Origin of the sequence: Citrobacter sp. CK180, from assembly GCF_030333655.1 — a bacterium.
Taxonomy (GTDB): domain Bacteria; phylum Pseudomonadota; class Gammaproteobacteria; order Enterobacterales; family Enterobacteriaceae; genus Citrobacter_B; species Citrobacter_B koseri.
This window is the reverse complement of record NZ_JAOWFM010000056.1, coordinates 166318-186598: the sequence shown is the minus strand read 5'-3', so window position 1 is coordinate 186598 and position 20281 is coordinate 166318. Positions and strand designations below refer to the sequence as shown.

The following is a 20281-nucleotide window of genomic DNA, read 5'->3' as shown; positions in this document are numbered from 1 at the left end:
CTTAAACCGTCAACACCACACAACTGTCCGCATCCCAGCATAAACGCACTTCATCGCCCCAGGTCGGCAACCCTTTGCGATAGCGATGCGCGTTCTGTAACTGAGCGCTCAACATCTGGCCGCTTTTCAACCGCACATGATAAATCGACAAATCGCCGAGGTAGGCGATATGCACCACTTCACCCACGGCAAAGTTGTAGCCGTCTTCTGGCGGCGCGTCGCACAGCATGATTTTTTCCGGGCGCAGCGCGACATACACCGGAACGTTATCGACAACGGACGCATCCGCATCCACTTTCAGAGGATGCACCAGCCCCGGCGAATCAATAACCAGCCCATCATCCTGACGTTCCTTCAGCAAGCCTTCAAAGACGTTCACAGAACCGATAAATTCCGCGCTGTAGCGGGTGGTCGGATGTTCATAAATCTCTTCCGGTTCGCCAATCTGCACGAATTTCCCACGGTTCATGATCGCAATTCGCCCGGCCATCGTCATCGCCTCTTCCTGATCGTGCGTCACCATCACGCAGGTCGCGCCAACGCGCTCAAGAATATCGACGACTTCCAGCTGCATCCGGTCGCGCAGCTTTTTATCCAGCGCGCCCATCGGCTCGTCGAGCAGCAACAGCTTCGGGCGTTTCGCCAGGCTACGCGCCAGCGCCACACGCTGACGCTGGCCGCCGGAAAGCTGATGAGGCTTACGTTTAGCGAACTCCTGCATATGCACCAGCCCCAGCATTTCGTTCACGCGCGCGGTGATTTCCGCCTTCGACAGCTTGTCCTGCTTCAGCCCAAACGCAATGTTCTGTTCCACCGTCATATGGGGGAACAGCGCATAGGACTGGAACATCATATTGATAGGGCGCAGATAAGGCGGGACATGCGCCAGATCGACGCCATCGAGCATGATTTGCCCGGCGGAGGGTTGTTCAAATCCGGCCAGCATACGCAGCAGCGTGGATTTCCCGCAGCCCGATGCGCCAAGCAGCGCAAATATTTCGCCTTTATAGATAGTGAGGCTGACATCATCCACGGCGTGTTGACCATCAAATGATTTTGTCAGGTTGCGGATTTCAAGAAGCGGCGTCAGCGCTTTACGGGTTTTCGCCTGTGGGCGGGGGGTCGCGTCGTTCACGGGGTGCTCTCCGGCATAAACAAAAATCAGTGCAAACGCACCATAAAAGTGCGCATTGCCCGGTAAACCTCACCGGGCAACGTTCTGATACAGCGGCTTATTTACCGCTTTTCACCTTCGTCCAGGCACGCGTACGCACACGGTCGATCTTCGGTTCCTGCACTTTCAGCGTGAACATTTTCGCTCGCACATCCGCAGGCGGATAAATGCCCGGGTTGTCACGCACTTCAGCGCTGACCAGCGCCGTCGCTTCTTTGTTGGCGTTGGCGTAGAACACATGGTCGGAAATGTGGGCGATCACGTCCGGGCGCAGCAGATAGTTGAGGAACTGATAAGCCTCTTCTTTGTTTTTCGCATCAGCAGGCATCGCGAACACATCAAAGAACGCCATCGCCCCCTCTTTCGGAATGGAGAAGGAGATATTCACGCCGTTTTTCGCTTCTTTCGCGCGGTTAGCCGCCTGCCATACGTCCCCTGCCCAGCCAATCGCCACGCAGGTATCGCCGTTCGCCAGATCGTTTATGTATTGAGACGAGTGGAAATAACGAATGTTCGGGCGCAGCTTCAGCAACAGATCGGTCGCAGGCCCCGTGTAGTCATCCGCTTTGGTGCTGTTGGGATCTTTCCCCAGGTAGTTCAGCACGGTCGCGAACACCTCTTCAGGCGCATCAAGGAAGGAGACGCCGCAGCTTTTAAGTTTTTCCAGATTTTCAGGTTTCAGCACCAGATCCCAGCTATCGACCGGTGCGTCAGCCCCCAGCACCGCTTTGACTTTATCGATGTTATAACCGATACCGGTAGTCGCCCACATATACGGCATCGCGTATTTGTTGTCAGGATCGTGCTTCGCTACCAGCTTCAACAGCTCTGGATCGAGGTTTTTCCAGCCAGGTAGTTTGCTTTTATCCAGCGGCTGGAATACGCCCGCAGTGAGCTGGCGTTCCAGAAAACTGGCCGACGGGACAACCAGGTCAAAACCGGTGCTCCCGGCCATGAGTTTCCCTTCCAGTACCTCGTTGGAGTCGAAGACGTCATAGACCACTTTGATACCGGTCTCTTTTTCAAAGTTCGCGACCGTATCCGGGGCGATATAATCAGACCAGTTATAGATATGCAGTGTTTTTTGTTCAGCGGCGAGCGTGCTGGCAGAGACGGCCATCAGAGCACCCGCAACCAGACCCGATAGCCATTTTTTATTTAAGGCGGTCATAATCTCTTTCCTTCTGAAAGTTCGTTAACAAACGAACCAAAAAAGTTGCATTCTAAGATATGCAAGAAACGTGCATATTTTGTCACTCGACACAGTTACAGAAGAGAGGGCTCTCTCCCTGCCGTCATTGCTCGCCATAAATACACAAAATCATTCAGGAGGTTGTCTGAAGGATGACGTGTAAAAGCTTCGCAAGAATAACTTTAGCCAGGGTTCGAGGCTATAGCTCAGATTAAAAAACGCCTTTTATCAATTTTTTATGCAGGTTTTGTCTATGTGATAAAGCGAAACAGGCGGAAAGGAGGTGAATTATTCTTTAAAGAAAGGTTAAAGGCAGAATAAAAAAATGCAAACAGCAGCCGCTCTGGCAGCGACTGCGTTAGACGCGTCATTCTTCAGGTTGCATGTGCGCAGATTTCAGTGAAGAAAATGATTTTCAGCGCGACTTTTTTGCGCGTCTTCTTCTGCGCTGAACAGCAGCTGATGCGCTCCGGCTTCCAGAATCACCATAGAAATCTGCTCTTCGCTCTGACGAACAAACCACTCGAACTGTTCATACGTCACGCCCCGCATAACGGATAAAGACTGGCAAACCACCAGTTTTGGCAGATTATCATCCTGCATATCCAGGAACGCTTTCACCGTTAACGAACTGGCGTTAATTGCCGACAGATCGGCAGCCAGCGGCAGCAGCGCCGAGGGTCTCACTTCCGCCATTGCGGAAAACAGCACCGTGTTATCCACCAGGTCGATTTTCGCATCGTAAATGCCGTCAAAATTTTGCATATGGGGCAAATGCAGCGCCTGACAGGTATCACATTCAAAAAAACTCATGCCCAGGTCGTCGAGCCATTGACGCAACGTATCCAGAGTAGGAACGACCAGTGATGTCATAATAATGTGCTACCTCTTACGATAAAAAAATTACCGGCACAGCTTACGCAAAAAGACCGCGTCATACCACGATCGGGAACGATATTGCGATTAACCGCCCGTTTTAAGGCAAAATTCGGGAGTGGCGTGACGCTCGATCCACTGGATCATTCGCCCGGCGATATCCACACCCGTCGTTTTTTCTACCCCTTCCAGACCCGGAGAGGCGTTCACTTCCATGACCAGCGGCCCACGCTCCGCGCGCAGAATATCGACGCCAGCGACATCCAGCCCCATCGTCTGCGCCGCTTTTATCGCTATCTCTCGTTCACGCGGCGTGATACTGGCGATACTCGCCATACCGCCGCGATGAAGGTTGGAGCGAAAATCGCCCTCTTTTGCCCGCCGCTCAATGGCCGCCACCACTTCGTCGCCCACAACCAGACAACGGATGTCACGCCCTCTGGCCTCTTTGATGTACTCCTGCACCAGAATGTGCGCATTGAGGCCACGAAACGCATCAATCACGCTCTCTGCGGCTTGCCGGGTTTCCGCCAGCACCACGCCAATGCCCTGCGTACCTTCCACCAGTTTTACCACCAGCGGCGCGCCGCCGACCATGTCGATCAGATCGCTGGTGTCATCCGGCGAATGCGCAATGCCGGTAACGGGCAAGTCAATTCCCTGCCGGGCCAGTAACTGTAGCGAACGCAGTTTATCGCGCGCGCGGGTAATCGCCACGGATTCGTTCAGCGGATAGCTACCCAGCATTTCGAACTGACGCAGCGCCGCTGTACCGTAAAACGTGATGGCAGAGCCAATACGGGGGATGACGGCATCAAAATGCGGCAACTGGCGGCCTTTATAGTGAATAGAAGAGGCCGCCGGGCTGATGTTCATATAGCAGGAAAGCGGATCGAGTATTTCGACCAGATGGCCGCGCTTCATCGCCGCTTCGCGCAGGCGTTTACAAGAATAGAGCGTTCCGTCCCGGGACAATATGGCAATTTTCACCCTGCACCTCTCTAAAAGACCTGGTAAAAGCCTGCGTATCATACACCGGGTGTTAGCGCGTCGCCCAACCCTGTTTATGCAAATAGTCCAGAATAAACGGGCGATTCTCTTTGATGATGGTACGACGAATATGGTCGCTCCAGGTATCGCGGCGCGTATTGCTGTCGCGGGTCAGGTAGTACTCCGCGATCTGCTCATCATATTGCGCCAGCAGCGCGGCATCCACAGGCTGATAGTGATTTTCATGCACGATCAGTTCTGCGGGCAGGCGCGGCTTAACGCCAGGGTTATCCGCAGGCCAGCCGAGGCACAGCCCAAACAGCGGCAGGACATATTTCGGTAATTTCAGCCGTTCCGTAACCGCTTCAATATGATTGCGGATACCGCCGATATAGACGCCGCCCAGCCCCAGGGATTCGGCAGCGGTCAGCGCATTTTGCCCCATCATCGCCGTATCGACCGTGCCCAGCAGCAGCTGTTCCGCCAGCCCGAGCTGCGCGTCCGGGCAAATCTGTAAGTGACGATTAAAATCAGCGCAGAAAACCCAAAATTCCGCGGCCTGCGCAACGTGCTTTTGCCCGCCCGTCAGGGGCACCAGCGCTTCGCGCATGGCTTTATCGGTAATGCGGATAATGGAACTGCACTGTAAAAAACTGGAGCTTGAGGTTCCCCGCGCGGCGGCAATAATCGACTCACGCTGCGCATCGGAAATCGGCTCATCGGTGAAATGACGAATAGAACGGTGACCACGGATTAAATCAATGGTTGGAGTCATGCGGTTTTTCTCTTGCTGAACGGGAAGAAGAATCGGGTGAGCGCGTCATCAGTTGCGGCGCAATAAGCTGCGCGATCCGCCACATTAGCGCCACCGCAGCGGGAAGCATAAGCAGGATACCGAGAAATATCATCACCGTTACCGCCAGCGGCCTGTTCATCGGCGCGGGTAATGTGAGGTACTGATTGAGCGACAGCAACGCCGCTGCCAGCAAAATCATACCGAGAATTTCCAGAATCAACACGCTTTTGGGTAAAGCGCCAATCGAGCGCATAAGGGCCTCCCGGATAACGGATGCTCAGTGTAACGCGTTCAGGTTTATCGTGTTTAACAGATATAGCCTATAGGTATCAAAGCAACAGGCGCAACCTGCTTTTCAGATGCGTCGTTTAACGGCATCATAGCCGCCATTCGTCACAAGGCTATGAGTTCGAGGAAAAAACAATGTTTACCGTTATTTTTGGTCGCCCAGGGTGCCCGTATTGCGTGCGTGCGAAAGAGTTAGCAGAAAAACTGAGCACTGAGCGCGACGATTTTAACTATCGTTATATTGATATTCATGCTGAAGGCATTACCAAAGCGGATCTGGAAAAAACCGTGGGTAAACCGGTAGAGACCGTACCGCAGATTTTTGTCGATCAGAAACACATCGGCGGTTACACCGATTTTGAGGCATGGGCAAAAGAGAATCTGAACCTGTTCGCCTGATCGCTGCTTTACGCCCTCTCCCGGAGGGCGTTATCGGTTCTTTTTACGTCGCTGACTAAACAGGCTGCTGATAAATAAAAAGCAAAGCGCGCCGAGCGCACACCAGAACACCGCACTGAACAACCACGCCAGTTCTTGCCATACGGAGCGCGTAGGCATAAAAACAAATCGCATCAGGACCAGACAACATGGTGCGGCCAGCATGGCGCCGATAAGAGGTTTAATGACTTCTCTGCGATGGGAAAAAAAACTGGCCACCGCGCCAGGTAACGTAAAAAACAACAGCCCAATCTCAGGATGCCCGGCAACCCGAAATGCCCCTTTCATATGCATCGTTAATGAAAGGCACACCACAATAAAGAGTACAAAGCAGCAGATTGCACCCGCCCAACCTTGTTTATGTTTCAATCGTTCCTCCTGACACTATCTCTATCGAACACTTTTTTCGCCCGAAGGCGTCCAGTCAGATAAAGTCGTTCGGCATTCCATGCCAAAAACACACCCACACGATTCTTATAGCCGTTGATACGTAATGAGATTAAACTAGCGAATTAAATTGTTGTGCTGCTTTTATTTGAGCGCCGATACGATGCCGACGCCTCATAATTTCTGGCAAAAACATTAGCGTAAATTGTCATTTCTTTCAACAGCTTACTGGTAAACAAGAAGTTAGTCTCCGTGAATATAAACGTCGCAGATTTGTTAAATGGGAATTACATCCTGTTATTATTTGTGGTCCTGGCTCTCGGGCTATGTCTGGGTAAGTTACGCCTGGGTTCAGTCCAACTCGGTAATTCCATTGGCGTTTTAGTGGTCTCCCTATTATTAGGGCAGCAGCACTTTAGTATTAACACCGATGCACTAAATCTGGGCTTTATGCTGTTTATTTTTTGTGTCGGCGTCGAAGCTGGCCCCAACTTTTTTTCTATTTTTTTTCGCGACGGCAAAAATTACCTGATGCTTGCTCTGGTCATGGTCGGTAGCGCGCTGCTGATCGCATTAGGGCTGGGTAAGCTCTTTGGCTGGGATATCGGCCTGACCGCCGGTATGCTGGCGGGCTCCATGACCTCGACCCCTGTGCTGGTCGGCGCAGGCGACACGTTACGCCATTCCGGTATGGAGAGTTCGCAGCTCTCGGTCGCGCTGGACAACCTGAGCCTGGGCTACGCGCTGACCTACCTCATCGGCCTGGTCAGCCTGATTGTCGGCGCACGTTACCTGCCGAAACTGCAACATCAGGATCTGCAAACCAGCGCCCAGCAGATTGCCCGCGAGCGCGGCCTGGATACCGACGCCAACCGCAAGGTCTATCTGCCGGTCATCCGCGCTTATCGCGTCGGCCCGGAACTGGTGGCCTGGGCCGACGGGAAAAATCTGCGCGAGCTGGGCATCTACCGTCAGACCGGTTGCTACATTGAGCGCATCCGCCGTAACGGTATTCTGGCGAACCCGGATGGTGACGCGGTATTGCAGATGGGCGATGAGATTGCCCTGGTTGGTTACCCGGATGCACACGCCCGACTGGACCCCAGCTTCCGTAACGGCAAAGAAGTCTTCGACCGCGACCTGCTCGACATGCGCATCGTGACCGAAGAGATCGTCGTGAAAAACCACAATGCCGTAGGCCGCCGTCTCGCCCAGTTGAAGCTGACCGACCACGGCTGCTTCCTTAACCGCGTGATCCGCAGCCAGATTGAAATGCCGATCGACGACAACGTGGTGCTGAATAAAGGCGACGTCTTGCAGGTGAGTGGCGATGCGCGTCGCGTGAAAACCGTCGCGGACCGTATCGGCTTTATCTCGATTCACAGTCAGGTAACCGATCTGCTGGCCTTCTGCGCCTTCTTTATCATCGGCCTGATGATCGGGATGATCACCTTCCAGTTCAGTAATTTCAGCTTCGGCATCGGCAACGCCGCCGGGCTGCTGTTCGCCGGGATCATGCTCGGTTTCCTGCGAGCTAACCACCCCACCTTCGGGTACATCCCGCAGGGCGCGCTGAACATGGTGAAAGAGTTTGGTCTGATGGTCTTTATGGCCGGCGTCGGCCTGAGCGCGGGCAGCGGCATCGGGAACGGGCTTGGCGCGGTCGGCGGGCAAATGTTGATTGCCGGTCTTGTGGTGAGCCTGGTGCCGGTCATTATCTGCTTCCTGTTCGGCGCTTATGTATTACGTATGAACCGCGCCCTGCTCTTCGGCGCCATGATGGGCGCGCGCACCTGTGCTCCGGCGATGGAGATCATCAGCGACACGGCGCGCAGCAACATTCCGGCATTAGGCTATGCGGGAACCTACGCGATAGCCAACGTTCTGTTAACGCTGGCGGGGACACTTATTGTCATCATCTGGCCGGGCTTAGGATAAAACTGAAGTTTGCCTTTAAGTGAAAAATTTTTGCAGGTAAGCAGAACTTTTCTTCAAGGCGTCAGTCATAACTAGTGCCACTGCTTTTCTTTGATGTCCCCAATTTGTGGAGCCCATCAACCCCGCCATTTTGGTTCAAGGTTGATGGGTTTTTTGTTGCCTGAAAATCACACCTGCCCGGCAATACGCTTCACCATGACCAGAATATCTTTCCGCGTTAAAGGCGCTCTGTCGGTGACGAAATGGAGGGTCATGCCTTCGATAAACGCGTCCAGCGCGCGGGCGGTCACCGGTTCAAACCACTGCTCCAGCGTTTGCTGACTGCGCTGCATCCAGTTCTGCATCACCGTTTTCAGCGCCGGTTTTCGGCTGGCGAAGGCATACAGCTGGTACATCAGCTCCATATTATCTGGCGTGGTCACCAGCGAGCTGTAGATCATGTCGGTAATGGCGTGACAGGCGTCCTGAACGTTCGTGACATCGGCAAAGAATAACTGAAACTGGTGCGACATTGTTTCTGTAAACCGGCTTAACGCCTCGATCAGCAACTCATCGATTCCCGAAAAATAATAGGTCATCGACCCGAGCGGCACCTGCGCTATCGCCGCGATTTTGCGGTGCGTAACGCCGTGAATACCATGCGTTATTATCGCTTCCTGCGTGGCCTGAACGATTTTGTCTCGCCGCAGGGGATCGTTAGCTCGTCGCACTGCTTTTCCTCTCATCACGTTTGTGTACAAATGTACACAAACTTGCTAGTGTTGTCCCCTGTATTCTCTTTTTTCAGTTTGAATCAATGACCGCCATCTCATCACGTAAAGCCTTAAGACGCCGGACCTGGGCGCTTTTTATGTTCTTCTTCTTGCCAGGGCTGTTGATGGCCTCATGGGCAACCCGCACCCCCGCCATTCGCGATATCCTTTCGGTATCAACGGCAGAAATGGGGGCGGTGCTGTTTGGGCTTTCCATCGGTTCGATGAGCGGTATTCTGTGTTCCGCCTGGCTGGTAAAACAATTTGGCACGCGTAACGTCATTCAGATCACCATGTCCTGCGCCGTTGCGGGGATGGTTATCCTCAGCATTGCGCTGGGGTTCGCTTCTCCGCTGGTTTTTGCGCTTGGCTTAGGCGTATTCGGCGCCAGCTTTGGCGCCGCCGAAGTCGCTATCAACGTCGAAGGGGCGGCGGTTGAACGTGAAATGAATAAAACCGTCCTGCCGATGATGCACGGTTTTTACAGCTTCGGTACGCTGGCTGGCGCTGGCGTCGGCATGGCGCTAACCGCCTTTAACGTCCCTGCCAACGCTCATATCCTGCTGGCGGCTCTCGTCGCGATCGTCCCCATTTTTATTGCTATTCGCGCCATTCCCGACGGCACGGGGAAAAACGCCGCCGACGGCGCCCACACAACGGAAAAAGGCGTACCTTTTTATCGCGATGTCCAGCTACTGTTGATCGGCGTGGTGGTACTGGCAATGGCTTTCGCTGAAGGGTCCGCCAACGACTGGCTGCCGCTTCTGATGGTGGATGGTCACGGCTTCAGCCCAACGTCCGGCTCGCTGATTTATGCGGGCTTTACGCTCGGTATGACCGTCGGGCGCTTTACCGGCGGCTGGTTTATCGACCGTTATAGCCGCGTGGCGGTAGTCCGCGCCAGCGCACTAATGGGAGCGCTCGGTATTGGTCTGATTATCTTCGTCGACAGCGCCTGGGTCGCGGGCGTTTCCGTTATTCTCTGGGGGCTTGGGGCGTCGCTTGGCTTCCCGCTAACGATTTCGGCGGCCAGCGATACCGGCCCGGACGCGCCAACCCGCGTCAGCGTGGTGGCGACAACCGGTTATCTGGCCTTCCTGGTGGGGCCGCCGCTGCTGGGCTATCTTGGCGAACATTATGGTTTGCGCAGCGCAATGCTGGTTGTGCTGGCGCTGGTCATCCTGGCCGCTCTTGTCGCGAAGGCTGTCGCCAAACCAACATCGAACACTCAATCTGTTATGGAGAATAGTTAATGGGTATCAAGCTAATTGCGGTAGACATGGATGGCACCTTTTTGAGCGATCAAAAAACCTATAATCGCGACCGGTTTATGGCGCAGTATCGGCTAATGAAGCAGAAAGGCATCCGTTTTGTGGTCGCCAGCGGTAATCAGTATTACCAGTTAATCTCTTTCTTTCCAGAGATCGCCCACGAAATCGCCTTTGTCGCTGAAAACGGCGGCTGGGTGGTCAGCGAGGGCGAAGACGTGTTCAACGGCAAACTGGCGAAAGAGGATTTTGCTGCCGTTGTCGATCATCTGCTGACCCGCGCGGATATTGAAATCATCGCCTGCGGTAAAAACAGCGCCTATACCCTGAAACAGTACAACGATGAACTGAAACAGGTTGCGGCGATGTACTACCATCGCCTTGAGTTCGTGGACAGCTTCGACAACATCAATGACGTGTTCTTTAAATTCGGCCTCAACATTACTGATGACCGTATTCCCCAGGTTCAGACGGCGCTGCATGATGCGATTGGCGATATCATGGTGCCGGTTCACACCGGTTACGGCAGCATCGATTTGATCATTCCCGGCGTACACAAAGCGAACGGCTTGCGTCTGCTGCAACAACGCTGGGGGATTAACAATGATGAGGTCGTGACGTTTGGCGACGGCGGCAATGATATTGAGATGCTGCGTCAGGCCGGATTCAGTTTTGCGATGGAAAACGCCGGAGCGGCGGTGGCCTCTGCGGCGAAATATCGGGCGGGCTCGAATAACGCGGAAGGCGTGCTGGACGTTATCGACCGCGTGCTGAAAAACGAAGCCCCGTTCAGTGGGTAATGCCTCTTTGAGGCCTGATGGCGCTGCGCCGGACGGCCTCACCCTTCCCGTGAATCCCCTACCCGTTTGTCTTTCAGGAAGATAACCATCAGCAGCAGCCAGAGAATGCCGTTCGCCAGGTTGAAGAGGCTGAATAAGCCGTTGCCGCCGCTCAGATAAGCATGCTTGCTCACTTCAATACCCACGGTAAAGATCAGCATCTGCAACATCCCCATCGCCGCAGAAACCGTGCCTTTGCTCATATCGCTGGCGAACAGGGTCAGACGCACCAGCCCCGCGTTCGCCACGCCGATGCCAAAGGCGTAGACGCTCAGACCCGCCGTCATCCATAAATAAGCATGGGAAGAGACCACCGTCGCGGCTGCGGCGATCAGCAATCCCGCCACAATCGGCCAGCCGCCCATGATAATCAATGCGCGCACCGTTCGCCGGGAGGTCAACCGCGCCAGCACCAGATTCCCGGCAATCAGCGCGCCAAAGACAGGAACCTGCAACAAGCCATATTCATAGCTGCTGAGCTGCTCACCGCTGATGATAATGATCGGCGACTGGGCAATCCACGCCAGCAGCGGCAGGCTGACGAACCCCAGCGCCAGCGCGCCGGCAACAAACCGCACGTTTTTCAGCACCAGCTTGTAATCCCGCCCCAGCTCTTTAAGCGACAGCTTCTCGCCGAGGCGGGTCGCGGTCTCCGGCATCGCGCGCTGTAAGCCGAAAAAAGCAATCGCTGCCAGTACGGCAAACAGAACAAACATCCCTTCCCACGGCAGAACATGCACCCAGGCGGCGCCCACCAGCGGCCCCAGCAACGGCGCAATCAGGGCAACGTTAGCCATTAGCGCCGTAATTTTGATACACACCGCTTCTTCAAAGGATTCCTGAATGGCGGCGTACCCCACGGCGCCAATAAAGCACAGGCTTACCCCCTGCAAAAAACGCAGCAGGGTGAACTGCTCAATGTTTTGCGCCAGCAGTGTGGCAAGGCAGGTGACGATAAACCAGATCACGCCCGCTAACATCACCGGGCGGCGTCCAATACGATCCGACAGCGGCCCTAACAGCCACTGCAAAAACATCCCGCCCGCCAGGTAGGCGGTCATCGAGGTCGGAACCCAGTCGATCCCGGCCTGATACTGTTCCACCACCGCCAGCATCCCCGGCTGGATCATATCATTGCCGATATACGTAGAAAATTCGTAAAGCACCAGACAGAGAGGGAAAAGCAGTGCCTGACGTCCGAGCCGGACGCCTGTTTGTGAAAGGTTTTGCATGCAATCTCTTCGCAAATAAAAAATCGCGCAAAGTGTAATGAAAGTACGTTACCTGAGATAGCGAATTATGTGATTTAAAAACAAAATGCGCACATTTTTACATAATCATCCTTCGTGACCTTTTGCTTTAAGGTTAATTTAAGTTGCTGGCGCTATCATGGCGAATAAGCTCGCGCCATTGTCTTAAATCTCCTCATTTTACAGGTAAATAAGACAATACCGCTTTCCCCCCGTTGCGACACTTTGTATTCTCGCCCTTACCCGGAGCACGTAGGGTCGTTTCGTTTAATCACTGCACTGAGTCTGGATGTTATGCTGGAAAACCTTAACAACTCGCTGTTTTACTTAATCAATGCCACCCCCGACTCCGCACAGTGGATGATCGCTCTGGCCATTTTCATTGCCAGAGATTTGATTAACATCGTGCCGCTGCTGGCCGTTGTGCTTTGGTTATGGGGGCCGCGCGATCGGGTCTGCGCTCAACGCCAGCTGGTGATTAAAATGGGTATCGCGCTGCTCATCAGCCTGACGATCTCCTGGATAATGGGGCATCTTTTCCCGCACGATCGTCCTTTTGTCGATCGTATCGGCTATAACTTCCTGCATCACGCGCCCGATGACTCCTTCCCGAGCGATCACGGCACCGTTGTCTTTACCTTTGCGCTGGCGTTTTTATTCTGGCACCGCGTCTGGTCTGGCGTACTGCTCATGGCGCTGGCCGTGACGGTCGCCTGGTCACGCGTTTACCTCGGCGTTCACTGGCCGCTGGATATGCTCGGCGGTTTGCTGGTCGGGATGATCGGCTGCCTGAGCACGCAAATGCTGTGGCAAAAATATGGGGTTGCTCTCTACCACGGCCTACAAACGTGCTACCGCGTCTGCTTCGCGCTGCCCATTCGTAAAGGCTGGGTACGTGACTAACCTGGTGAAAAAAGAGTAGTATTAAGCGCTCTGTACTGTGCAGAGTGCTTATTCAACTGTCCAGGGGAATTATGGAAACACGACGCGACGAGCGTATTGGTCAATTGCTGCAAGCGCTAAAACGCAGCGATAAATTACACCTGAAAGAAGCCGCGACTCTGCTGGGCGTATCGGAGATGACCATTCGTCGCGACCTGAATAATAAAAGCGCGCCCGTCGTGTTACTGGGCGGGTATATTGTTCTGGAACCCCGCAGCGCCAGCCATTATTTATTGAGCGATCAAAAATCCCGCCTGGTTGAAGAGAAGCGCCGCGCCGCGCAGCTGGCCGCCGGTCTGGTACAGGCGCATCAGACGATTTTTTTTGACTGCGGCACCACCACGCCGTGGATCATTGAAGCCATTGATAACGAATTGCCTTTCACCGCCGTCTGTTATTCCCTGAATACGTTTCTGGCGCTCCAGGAAAAACCCCTGTGCCGGGCGATTCTGTGCGGCGGGGAATTTCACGCCAGCAACGCCATTTTCAAACCGCTCGATTTTCAGGAAACCCTGAATAATATCTGCCCTGATATCGCCTTTTATTCCGCCGCAGGCGTTCATATCAGCAAAGGGGCAACCTGTTTTAACCTCGAAGAGCTGCCGGTGAAACACTGGGCCATGTCGATGGCGCAATACCATGTCCTGGTGGTGGATCACAGTAAATTCGGCAAGGTGCGACCCGCGCGGATGGGGGAATTAACGCGTTTTGATACGGTAGTGAGTGACTGCCGCCCTGACGATGAGTTTGTCGATTATGCCAAAGCGCAGCGCATTACGTTGATGTATTGATGTAAGGTTTGCCGGATGGCGGCGCTGCCGCGCCTTATCCGGCCTACAAATATGCACGTATCGTAGGCCGGATAAGCGTTAACGCCATCCGGCACCGTCACCGCGATTAAGAGAACCAGCCGCCAAACCACTGGTGGAATTTCATCAGGACGAAGTCCCATATCCGCCCAAAGAAGCCGCCCTCTTCCACGTTTTCCATCACCATCAGCGGACGCTGTTCAATGGACTTTCCGTTGAGCTGGAAGTCGATAGTGCCGACAACCTGGCCTTTCTTCAACGGCGCGGTTAGCTGCGGTTCCGTCAGCGTAAAGCTGGCCTTCAGGTTTTTCAGCTGTCCGCGTGGAATCGTCACGGAACCCGCCTCTCCCGCGCCCAGATTCACCTCGCTCTTATCCCCAAACCAGACGCGCTGAGTCACGAAAGTCGCGTCAGGTTTAATGGGTGTCACCGTTTCAAAGAAGCGGAAGCCCCAGGTCAACAATTTCTCTGACTCATTAAAACGGATGCGATCGGTTTTCGTCCCCAGCACGACGGAGATCAAACGCATATCTCCCTGAGTCGCAGAGGCCACCAGATTGTATCCGGCGCCTGCCGTTGTCCCGGTTTTCATGCCGTCAACGTTCAGATTAGAACTCCACAGCAGGCGGTTACGGTTCGGCTGGCGAATCTTGTTGAAAGTGAACTCTTTTTCTTTGTGAATGGCGTACTCTTCCGGCACATCATGGATCAGCGCTTTGCCCAGCAGCGCCATATCACGCGCGGTACTAAACTGCCCCGGCGCATCCAGGCCGTGAACCGTCTGGAACGTTGTGTTGGTCAGCCCCAGTTTTTTCGCGTAACCATTCATCAAACCAATGAACGACTCCTGGCTCCCGGCAACATAATCCGCAAGCGCAATACAGGCGTCGTTACCCGACTGAATAATCACACCCTTGTTGAGATCGGATACCGAGACCTGATCTCCGGGTTTAAGGAACATGACCGACGAACCGCGCAGAGCCGGGTTGCCCGTGGCCCAGGCGTCTTTTCCTACCGTCACCATATCCGTAAGCTGAATTTTTCCGGCCTTCAGCGCCTGCCCGACGACGTAACTGGTCATAATTTTGGTCAGGCTGGCAGGGTCCAGTTTCTCGTCGGCGTTGCCTTCCGCCAGCACCTTGCCGCTGGAATAGTCCATTAAAATCCACGCGCGCGCATCAACGCTCGGCGGCGCCGTTGTCTGCTCAGCCGCCTGTAACGTCGGCGCAAAAAGGAATAAGAGTGCTGAACCCGCAGCAAGACTACGAAGGGAAGAAGAGTATTGCGTCATAAATGCCACCCGAGTATCCATTCCAAAAAAACACGCCATACCACCGTGTTATAAGTGCGGTGAGTAATAACGCACTAACGAACTTAAAGAAACCGTAAGTTGGTAAAGTTTTTAAAGTTTATGCAATAACGCCACGCTGCGCTGCCTCCGTGAGGATTTTTTTGCAAGCTGTTGCGTAAATGTTAGCTTTATCCCACCATGGGACGAGTTGGATACCGATTGCAGAACAATTTGAGGGGTAACTATGATTACGCTGTGGGGACGGAATAACTCAACCAACGTCAAAAAAGTGCGATGGACGCTCGACGAACTGGAGCTGCCTTATACGCAAATTCTGGCAGGCGGGCAGTTCGGGCTGAATCATGACGCTGACTATCTGGCGATGAACCCGAATGGCCTGGTGCCGTTGCTGCGCGATGATGAAACGGACGTTTTGCTCTGGGAGTCCAATACCATCGTCCGCTATCTGGCGGCGCAGTATGGGCAAAAGCGTCTGTGGGTAGACTCTCCGGCGCGACGGGCAGAAGGGGAAAAGTGGATGGACTGGGCAAACCAGACGTTAAGCCCGGCGCATCGCGTGATCCTGATGGGTTTAGTCCGCACCCCGCCGGAGCAGCGCGACCAGGCGGCGATCGACGCCGGCGCCAACGTCTGCGACGGCCTGTTTGGCATTCTTGATGAGGCACTGGCCAGCCAGACCTGGTTCTCCGGCGCGGAGTTCGGCACGGCGGATATCGCGATCGCCCCCTTCGTCTACAACCTGTTTAACGTTGGCCTGAGCTGGACGCCGCGCCCTCACCTTGAGCGCTGGTATCAGCAACTTACCGAACGCCCGGCGTTTCGTAAAACGGTGATGATCCCGGTCAGCTAAGCGCGTGGGCTGACTTTCAGCAGTTCTCCGTCGGACTCGTCGGTTAAGACATATAAATAACCGTCGGGTCCTGCGCGCACATCGCGAATACGTTTCCCTCTGTCGCCCAGAATCCGTCCGTCCTCCGTCACCTTATTGCCGTTAACGCTCAGGACAATCACATCCTGCTCTTTCAGCGCGCCGATAAACAGTTTCTGCTTCCATTGAGGGAACGTGTCGCTGTTATAAAACGCCATACCGCTGACCGCTGGCGATTTTTTCCAGTAGAAGATCGGCTGTTCCGTTCCCTCGACAATTTCACCTTTCGCTTCCGGGATTTTAAAGCCGCTGTAGTTGATGCCCCAGGTTGCCAGCGGCCAGCCATAATTTTTACCTTTTTCGGGGATATTGATTTCATCGCCGCCGCGCGGGCCATGCTCATTCAACCACAACGCATCGCTCCACGGGTTTATCGCCATACCCTGCGGGTTACGTATGCCGTACGACCAGATCTCAGGGCGCGCGCCGGTCTGATTCACAAAGGGATTATCCGGCGGCATGCTCCCCTGGTCGGTCAGGCGCACCACTTTGCCCTGCAACTTGTCCAGATCCTGTGCGGTAGGGCGCTGATTATTTTCGCCAAGCCCGATAAACAGATGGCCTTTGCCATCAAAAACCAGTCGTCCGCCGAAATGATTACCGGTTGAGAGTTTCGGCATCTGACGAAAAACGGTCTGGAATTCCTCCAGATGCTTCAGGTCATCGCTGAGTCGCCCGAAGCCTACCGCCGTTCCGGCTTTCCCCTCGCGATCGGCCTCAGAAAAACTGAGCCAGACGCGGCGAGACTGCTCAAAATCAGGCGCGAGCGCCACGTCCAGTAATCCCCCCTGCCCGTTCGCCCAGACCTTCGGCACGCCCGTTATCGGATCGGAAAGCCCTTTATCCGCCTGCCAGTGACGAAGCTGGCCGCCTCTGAGAGTTATCAACATACCGCGATTATCCGGCAGAAAAGCCAGCGCCCAGGGGTGATCAAGTTTGGTCTGCAAAACCTCCACCTTCACCGCCGGGGTTTCTGCATTCACGAAGGGAGAAAACAGTGCCAATAAGGCAACAGAGAAAAGTGTCCGACGCATACCGCCTCCTGTATGACCCTGCGTTAAAGCGTAGTCAGCAAGGGACAGCGCGGAATGATTTTTACAAAAACTTAACGAAAAGGGGGAGTCGCCTCCCCCTGACTTAGACCTGTTCAAGCGGTGATTGCGCTTTCAGGCTCTGGATACTCAGCGTCAATGTTGTCAGACAGTTTTCAAGTTTCTCTGCGTTGACGGCGATAAACGTCGGACAGTCATGGTGTCCGCTCATGAGACATACTGCGGCGGCTGCCAGTGCGCCTTCAGCACGATGTAAAGCATTCCATTCTTCCTGATCCAGATGCAGACCTTGCAGCAGTGATTTATCGTGAAGCCCACGATTCAGTTCAAAAAAGTTGTCACGCAGATGATCACTTTCGCTGACTGACATATAGCCTTTCGCCTTTCTTAACTGCAAATAAGCGGCGAGATCGATTCGGGCGTTTATCAGCTTGTTAAGTAGCTCGGTTCTTAGTCTGTCAACGACCATACCTTGTTCCTCCTCTTTCCAACCATACTGCAACTTAATAGTATGGTCATTTTTTGAACAAAGTGCTGCCTGAGATCAATAATTCACTCGGTATTAACATACTTTACATATTTGCTATAAACCCCGTGGCGCGCTTACCCGCACAGGCGATGAGATAGCGATACATTTTTTGCCCGGATCTCTGTAGAATCCCTGCCCTGACCATTCCAATAACTGAACAATTTTTAAGCTATGAGCAATGTAACCCACCAGCCGAAAATCGGCTTCGTTTCCTTGGGCTGCCCGAAAAACCTGGTTGATTCGGAGCGAATCCTGACTGAACTGCGTACCGAAGGCTATGACGTCGTACCGAGCTACGACGACGCCGACATGGTGATCGTCAATACCTGTGGCTTTATCGACAGCGCCGTACAGGAGTCTCTGGAAGCGATTGGTGAAGCGCTGACTGAAAATGGTAAGGTGATTGTCACCGGCTGCCTGGGCGCGAAAGTCGATCAGATCCGTGAAGTGCACCCTAAAGTGCTGGAAATCACCGGGCCGCATAGCTATGAGCAGGTTCTGGAACACGTTCACCATTACGTACCAAAACCAAAGCACAACCCGTTCCTGAGCCTGGTGCCGGAACAGGGCGTTAAGCTGACCCCGCGTCACTACGCCTACCTGAAGATTTCTGAAGGCTGCAACCATCGCTGCACCTTCTGCATTATTCCGTCCATGCGCGGCGATCTGGTCAGCCGTCCGATTGGCGAAGTGTTAAGCGAGGCCAAACGTCTGGTCGATGCGGGCGTGAAAGAGATCCTCGTCATCTCCCAGGATACCTCCGCTTACGGCGTGGATGTGAAGCACCGCACCGGTTTCCACAACGGCGAGCCGGTAAAAACGAGCATGGTCGACCTTTGCGAGCAGTTGTCAAAACTGGGCATCTGGACGCGCCTGCACTACGTCTACCCTTATCCGCACGTTGATGACGTGATCCCGCTGATGGCAGAAGGCAAAATCCTGCCGTATCTGGATATCCCCCTGCAACATGCCAGCCCGCGCATTCTCAAACTGATGAAGCGTCCGGGCGCTGTCGATCGCCAGCTGGCGCGCATCAAACAGTGGCGTGAGATTTGCCCGGAGCTGACCCTGCGTTCGACCTTTATCGTCGGTTTCCCTGGCGAGACGGAAGACGATTTCCAGATGCTGCTCGACTTCCTCAAAGAGGCGCGCCTGGATCGCGTCGGCTGCTTCAAGTACAGCCCGGTCGAAGGCGCTGGTGCGAACGCGCTGCCAGATCAGGTGCCGGAAGAGGTGAAAGAAGAGCGCTGGAACCGCTTTATGCAGCTGCAACAGCAGATCTCCGCAGAACGTCTGCAAGAGAAAGTGGGTCGCGAAATCCTGGTCATTATCGACGAGGTTGACAAAGAAGGCGCGATTGGCCGCAGCATGGCTGACGCACCGGAAATCGACGGCGCGGTCTACCTCAACGGTGAAACCAACGTTAAACCCGGCGACGTTATCCGCGTGAAAGTTGATAACGCCGACGAATATGACCTGTGGGGCAGCCGCGTTTAATTCGCCCAAATTATTGTAAAACCCGTAGGCCGGATAAGACGCTTCAGCGTCGCCATCAGGCATTGCGCCGGATGGCGGCATAAATGCCTTATCCGGCCTACGGTTCTACATTCACCCCTTAATCTTCGGGTCCAGCGCGTCGCGCAGCCCGTCGCCCAGCAGGTTAAACGCCAGCACCGTCAGGAAAATCGCCACCGCCGGAAAAATCGCCACATGCGGCGCGATGACCATATCCGCCCGCGCTTCATTGAGCATTGCCCCCCACTCCGGCGTTGGCGGCTGCGCGCCTAACCCCAGAAACGACAGGCTTGCCGCAGAAATAATCGACGTCCCGATGCGCATAGTGAAAAAGACCACGATCGACGAGACCGTGCCGGGCAAAATATGGTTGAACAAAATCGTCGCATCGCTGGCGCCAATACTGCGCGCCGACTCAATAAACGTCTGCTGTTTCAGCACTAATGTGTTTCCGCGCACCAGACGGGCAAACGCGGGGATAGAAAAGATAGCGACGGCGATAATCACATTCGCAATACCGCTACCGAGCACCGCCACGACCGCAATCGCTAACAGAATGCCCGGAAACGCGAACAGCACATCGCAAATACGCATAATCAGCCGGTCCCACCAGCCTTCATAATAGCCCGCAACCAGCCCAAGCACCGTGCCGAGCGCCGCGCCGATAAAGACGGCGAAAACGCCTGCCGCCAGCGAAATTTGCGCCCCGACCAGTACGCGGCTGAAAATATCCCGCCCCAGCGAGTCCACGCCAAACCAATGCGCCGCCGAAGGGCCGTCATTCAGGCGATCGTAATCAAAGTAATTTTCCGCATCGAAAGGCGTTAGCCAGCGGGCGAATATTGCCACCAGGATCAGCAACAGCACAAATATCCCTGCGATCATCGCCACATGCTGACGGCGAAAACGCCGCCAGAATTCATGCCACGGCGTACGCACCCGGTCGGGTTTGACCAGCGGCATGGCATCTAAAACCGCCTGACGGCGCCAGTTAAATAATCGCATC

The 20281-nt window shown here is 54.4% G+C and carries 21 protein-coding genes; 8 read left to right on the top strand and 13 right to left on the bottom strand.

Features of this window, described 5'->3' with window-relative positions; all coding sequences use genetic code 11:
* Window position 1: 1 nt before the first annotated feature.
* The 6 genes from potG to OGV50_RS21890 all read right to left on the bottom strand — a co-directional run bounded on the left by potG (window position 2) and on the right by OGV50_RS21890 (window position 5281).
* Window positions 2-1135: a putrescine ABC transporter ATP-binding subunit PotG gene (gene potG / locus OGV50_RS21915; RefSeq protein WP_012133102.1), complete on the bottom strand. Its 1134-nt coding sequence runs from the start codon at window positions 1133-1135 to the stop codon at window positions 2-4.
* A 97-nt stretch (window positions 1136-1232) separates the two neighbouring features.
* Window positions 1233-2345: a spermidine/putrescine ABC transporter substrate-binding protein PotF gene (potF, locus tag OGV50_RS21910; RefSeq protein ID WP_012133103.1), complete on the bottom strand. Its 1113-nt coding sequence runs from the start codon at window positions 2343-2345 to the stop codon at window positions 1233-1235.
* Window positions 2346-2762: 417 nt separating this feature from the next.
* Window positions 2763-3239, bottom strand: a complete 477-nt coding sequence (locus tag OGV50_RS21905; protein ID WP_012133104.1) for a YbjN domain-containing protein — start codon at window positions 3237-3239, stop codon at window positions 2763-2765.
* 90 nt (window positions 3240-3329) lie between these two features.
* Window positions 3330-4232 carry a 30S ribosomal protein S6--L-glutamate ligase gene (gene rimK / locus OGV50_RS21900; RefSeq protein ID WP_024130496.1) on the bottom strand — a complete coding sequence of 301 codons (903 nt, stop codon included), beginning with the start codon at window positions 4230-4232 and terminating at the stop codon, window positions 3330-3332.
* Window positions 4233-4284: 52 nt separating this feature from the next.
* Window positions 4285-5007, bottom strand: coding sequence for a nitroreductase NfsA (gene nfsA / locus OGV50_RS21895; RefSeq protein ID WP_286488775.1), 723 nt, complete (start codon window positions 5005-5007; stop codon window positions 4285-4287).
* Window positions 4991-5281: a YbjC family protein gene (locus OGV50_RS21890; RefSeq protein ID WP_200031502.1), complete on the bottom strand. Its 291-nt coding sequence runs from the start codon at window positions 5279-5281 to the stop codon at window positions 4991-4993. The genes nfsA and OGV50_RS21890 overlap by 17 nt, the downstream gene beginning before the upstream one ends.
* 170 nt (window positions 5282-5451) lie before the next feature.
* Between OGV50_RS21890 and OGV50_RS21885 the strand changes: the two genes are divergently transcribed.
* Complete coding sequence (locus OGV50_RS21885) at window positions 5452-5715, top strand: GrxA family glutaredoxin (protein ID WP_024130497.1); 264 nt, start codon at window positions 5452-5454, stop codon at window positions 5713-5715.
* Window positions 5716-5745: 30 nt separating this feature from the next.
* On the opposite strand, the gene OGV50_RS21880 is transcribed toward OGV50_RS21885, so the two are convergent.
* Entirely contained in the window at window positions 5746-6123 is a 378-nt protein-coding gene (locus OGV50_RS21880) for an inner membrane protein YbjM (RefSeq protein ID WP_024130498.1), read from the bottom strand.
* 270 nt (window positions 6124-6393) lie between these two features.
* On the opposite strand from OGV50_RS21880, the gene OGV50_RS21875 reads away from it, so the two are divergent.
* Window positions 6394-8079, top strand: coding sequence for an aspartate:alanine antiporter (locus OGV50_RS21875; RefSeq protein WP_012133110.1), 1686 nt, complete (start codon window positions 6394-6396; stop codon window positions 8077-8079).
* Window positions 8080-8246: 167 nt separating this feature from the next.
* Here the strand turns inward: OGV50_RS21875 and OGV50_RS21870 are convergent, their stop codons facing one another.
* Window positions 8247-8789 carry a TetR/AcrR family transcriptional regulator gene (locus OGV50_RS21870; RefSeq protein ID WP_286488774.1) on the bottom strand — a complete coding sequence of 181 codons (543 nt, stop codon included), beginning with the start codon at window positions 8787-8789 and terminating at the stop codon, window positions 8247-8249.
* Window positions 8790-8875: 86 nt separating this feature from the next.
* Here OGV50_RS21870 and OGV50_RS21865 point away from each other — a divergent pair, with 86 nt between their 5' ends.
* Window positions 8876-10084: an MFS transporter gene (locus OGV50_RS21865; protein WP_286488773.1), complete on the top strand. Its 1209-nt coding sequence runs from the start codon at window positions 8876-8878 to the stop codon at window positions 10082-10084.
* Window positions 10084-10899 (top strand): Cof-type HAD-IIB family hydrolase, encoded by an 816-nt coding sequence (locus OGV50_RS21860; RefSeq protein ID WP_286488772.1) that lies wholly within the window; start codon window positions 10084-10086, stop codon window positions 10897-10899. The genes OGV50_RS21865 and OGV50_RS21860 overlap by 1 nt, the downstream gene beginning before the upstream one ends.
* Before the next feature lie 38 nt (window positions 10900-10937).
* On the opposite strand, the gene OGV50_RS21855 is transcribed toward OGV50_RS21860, so the two are convergent.
* Complete coding sequence (locus tag OGV50_RS21855; RefSeq protein WP_286488771.1) at window positions 10938-12170, bottom strand: MFS transporter; 1233 nt, start codon at window positions 12168-12170, stop codon at window positions 10938-10940.
* A gap of 312 nt (window positions 12171-12482) precedes the next feature.
* On the opposite strand from OGV50_RS21855, the gene ybjG reads away from it, so the two are divergent.
* Both ybjG and deoR read left to right on the top strand, forming a co-directional pair.
* On the top strand, window positions 12483-13091 hold the full coding sequence (gene ybjG, locus OGV50_RS21850; RefSeq protein ID WP_012133117.1) for an undecaprenyl-diphosphate phosphatase: 609 nt from the start codon (window positions 12483-12485) through the stop codon (window positions 13089-13091).
* 71 nt (window positions 13092-13162) lie between these two features.
* A complete protein-coding gene (gene deoR, locus OGV50_RS21845; protein WP_071259601.1) occupies window positions 13163-13921 on the top strand; it encodes a DNA-binding transcriptional repressor DeoR in 759 nt (252 codons plus the stop codon).
* Window positions 13922-14027: 106 nt separating this feature from the next.
* On the opposite strand, the gene dacC is transcribed toward deoR, so the two are convergent.
* A complete protein-coding gene (dacC, locus tag OGV50_RS21840) occupies window positions 14028-15230 on the bottom strand; it encodes a serine-type D-Ala-D-Ala carboxypeptidase (RefSeq protein WP_024130500.1) in 1203 nt (400 codons plus the stop codon).
* Window positions 15231-15474: 244 nt separating this feature from the next.
* Between dacC and OGV50_RS21835 the strand changes: the two genes are divergently transcribed.
* A complete protein-coding gene (locus tag OGV50_RS21835; protein WP_049008548.1) occupies window positions 15475-16101 on the top strand; it encodes a glutathione S-transferase family protein in 627 nt (208 codons plus the stop codon).
* Here OGV50_RS21835 and OGV50_RS21830 read toward each other — a convergent pair.
* Window positions 16098-17213: a PQQ-dependent sugar dehydrogenase gene (locus OGV50_RS21830; RefSeq protein ID WP_286488770.1), complete on the bottom strand. Its 1116-nt coding sequence runs from the start codon at window positions 17211-17213 to the stop codon at window positions 16098-16100. The two genes, OGV50_RS21835 and OGV50_RS21830, sit on opposite strands and share 4 nt — an antisense overlap.
* A 103-nt stretch (window positions 17214-17316) precedes the next feature.
* Entirely contained in the window at window positions 17317-17700 is a 384-nt protein-coding gene (gene bssR / locus OGV50_RS21825) for a biofilm formation regulator BssR (protein ID WP_024130501.1), read from the bottom strand.
* A gap of 231 nt (window positions 17701-17931) precedes the next feature.
* Here bssR and rimO point away from each other — a divergent pair, with 231 nt between their 5' ends.
* Entirely contained in the window at window positions 17932-19257 is a 1326-nt protein-coding gene (gene rimO, locus OGV50_RS21820) for a 30S ribosomal protein S12 methylthiotransferase RimO (protein WP_286488768.1), read from the top strand.
* A gap of 111 nt (window positions 19258-19368) precedes the next feature.
* On the opposite strand, the gene gsiD is transcribed toward rimO, so the two are convergent.
* A complete protein-coding gene (gene gsiD / locus OGV50_RS21815) occupies window positions 19369-20280 on the bottom strand; it encodes a glutathione ABC transporter permease GsiD (protein ID WP_012133126.1) in 912 nt (303 codons plus the stop codon).
* Window position 20281 lies beyond the last annotated feature (1 nt).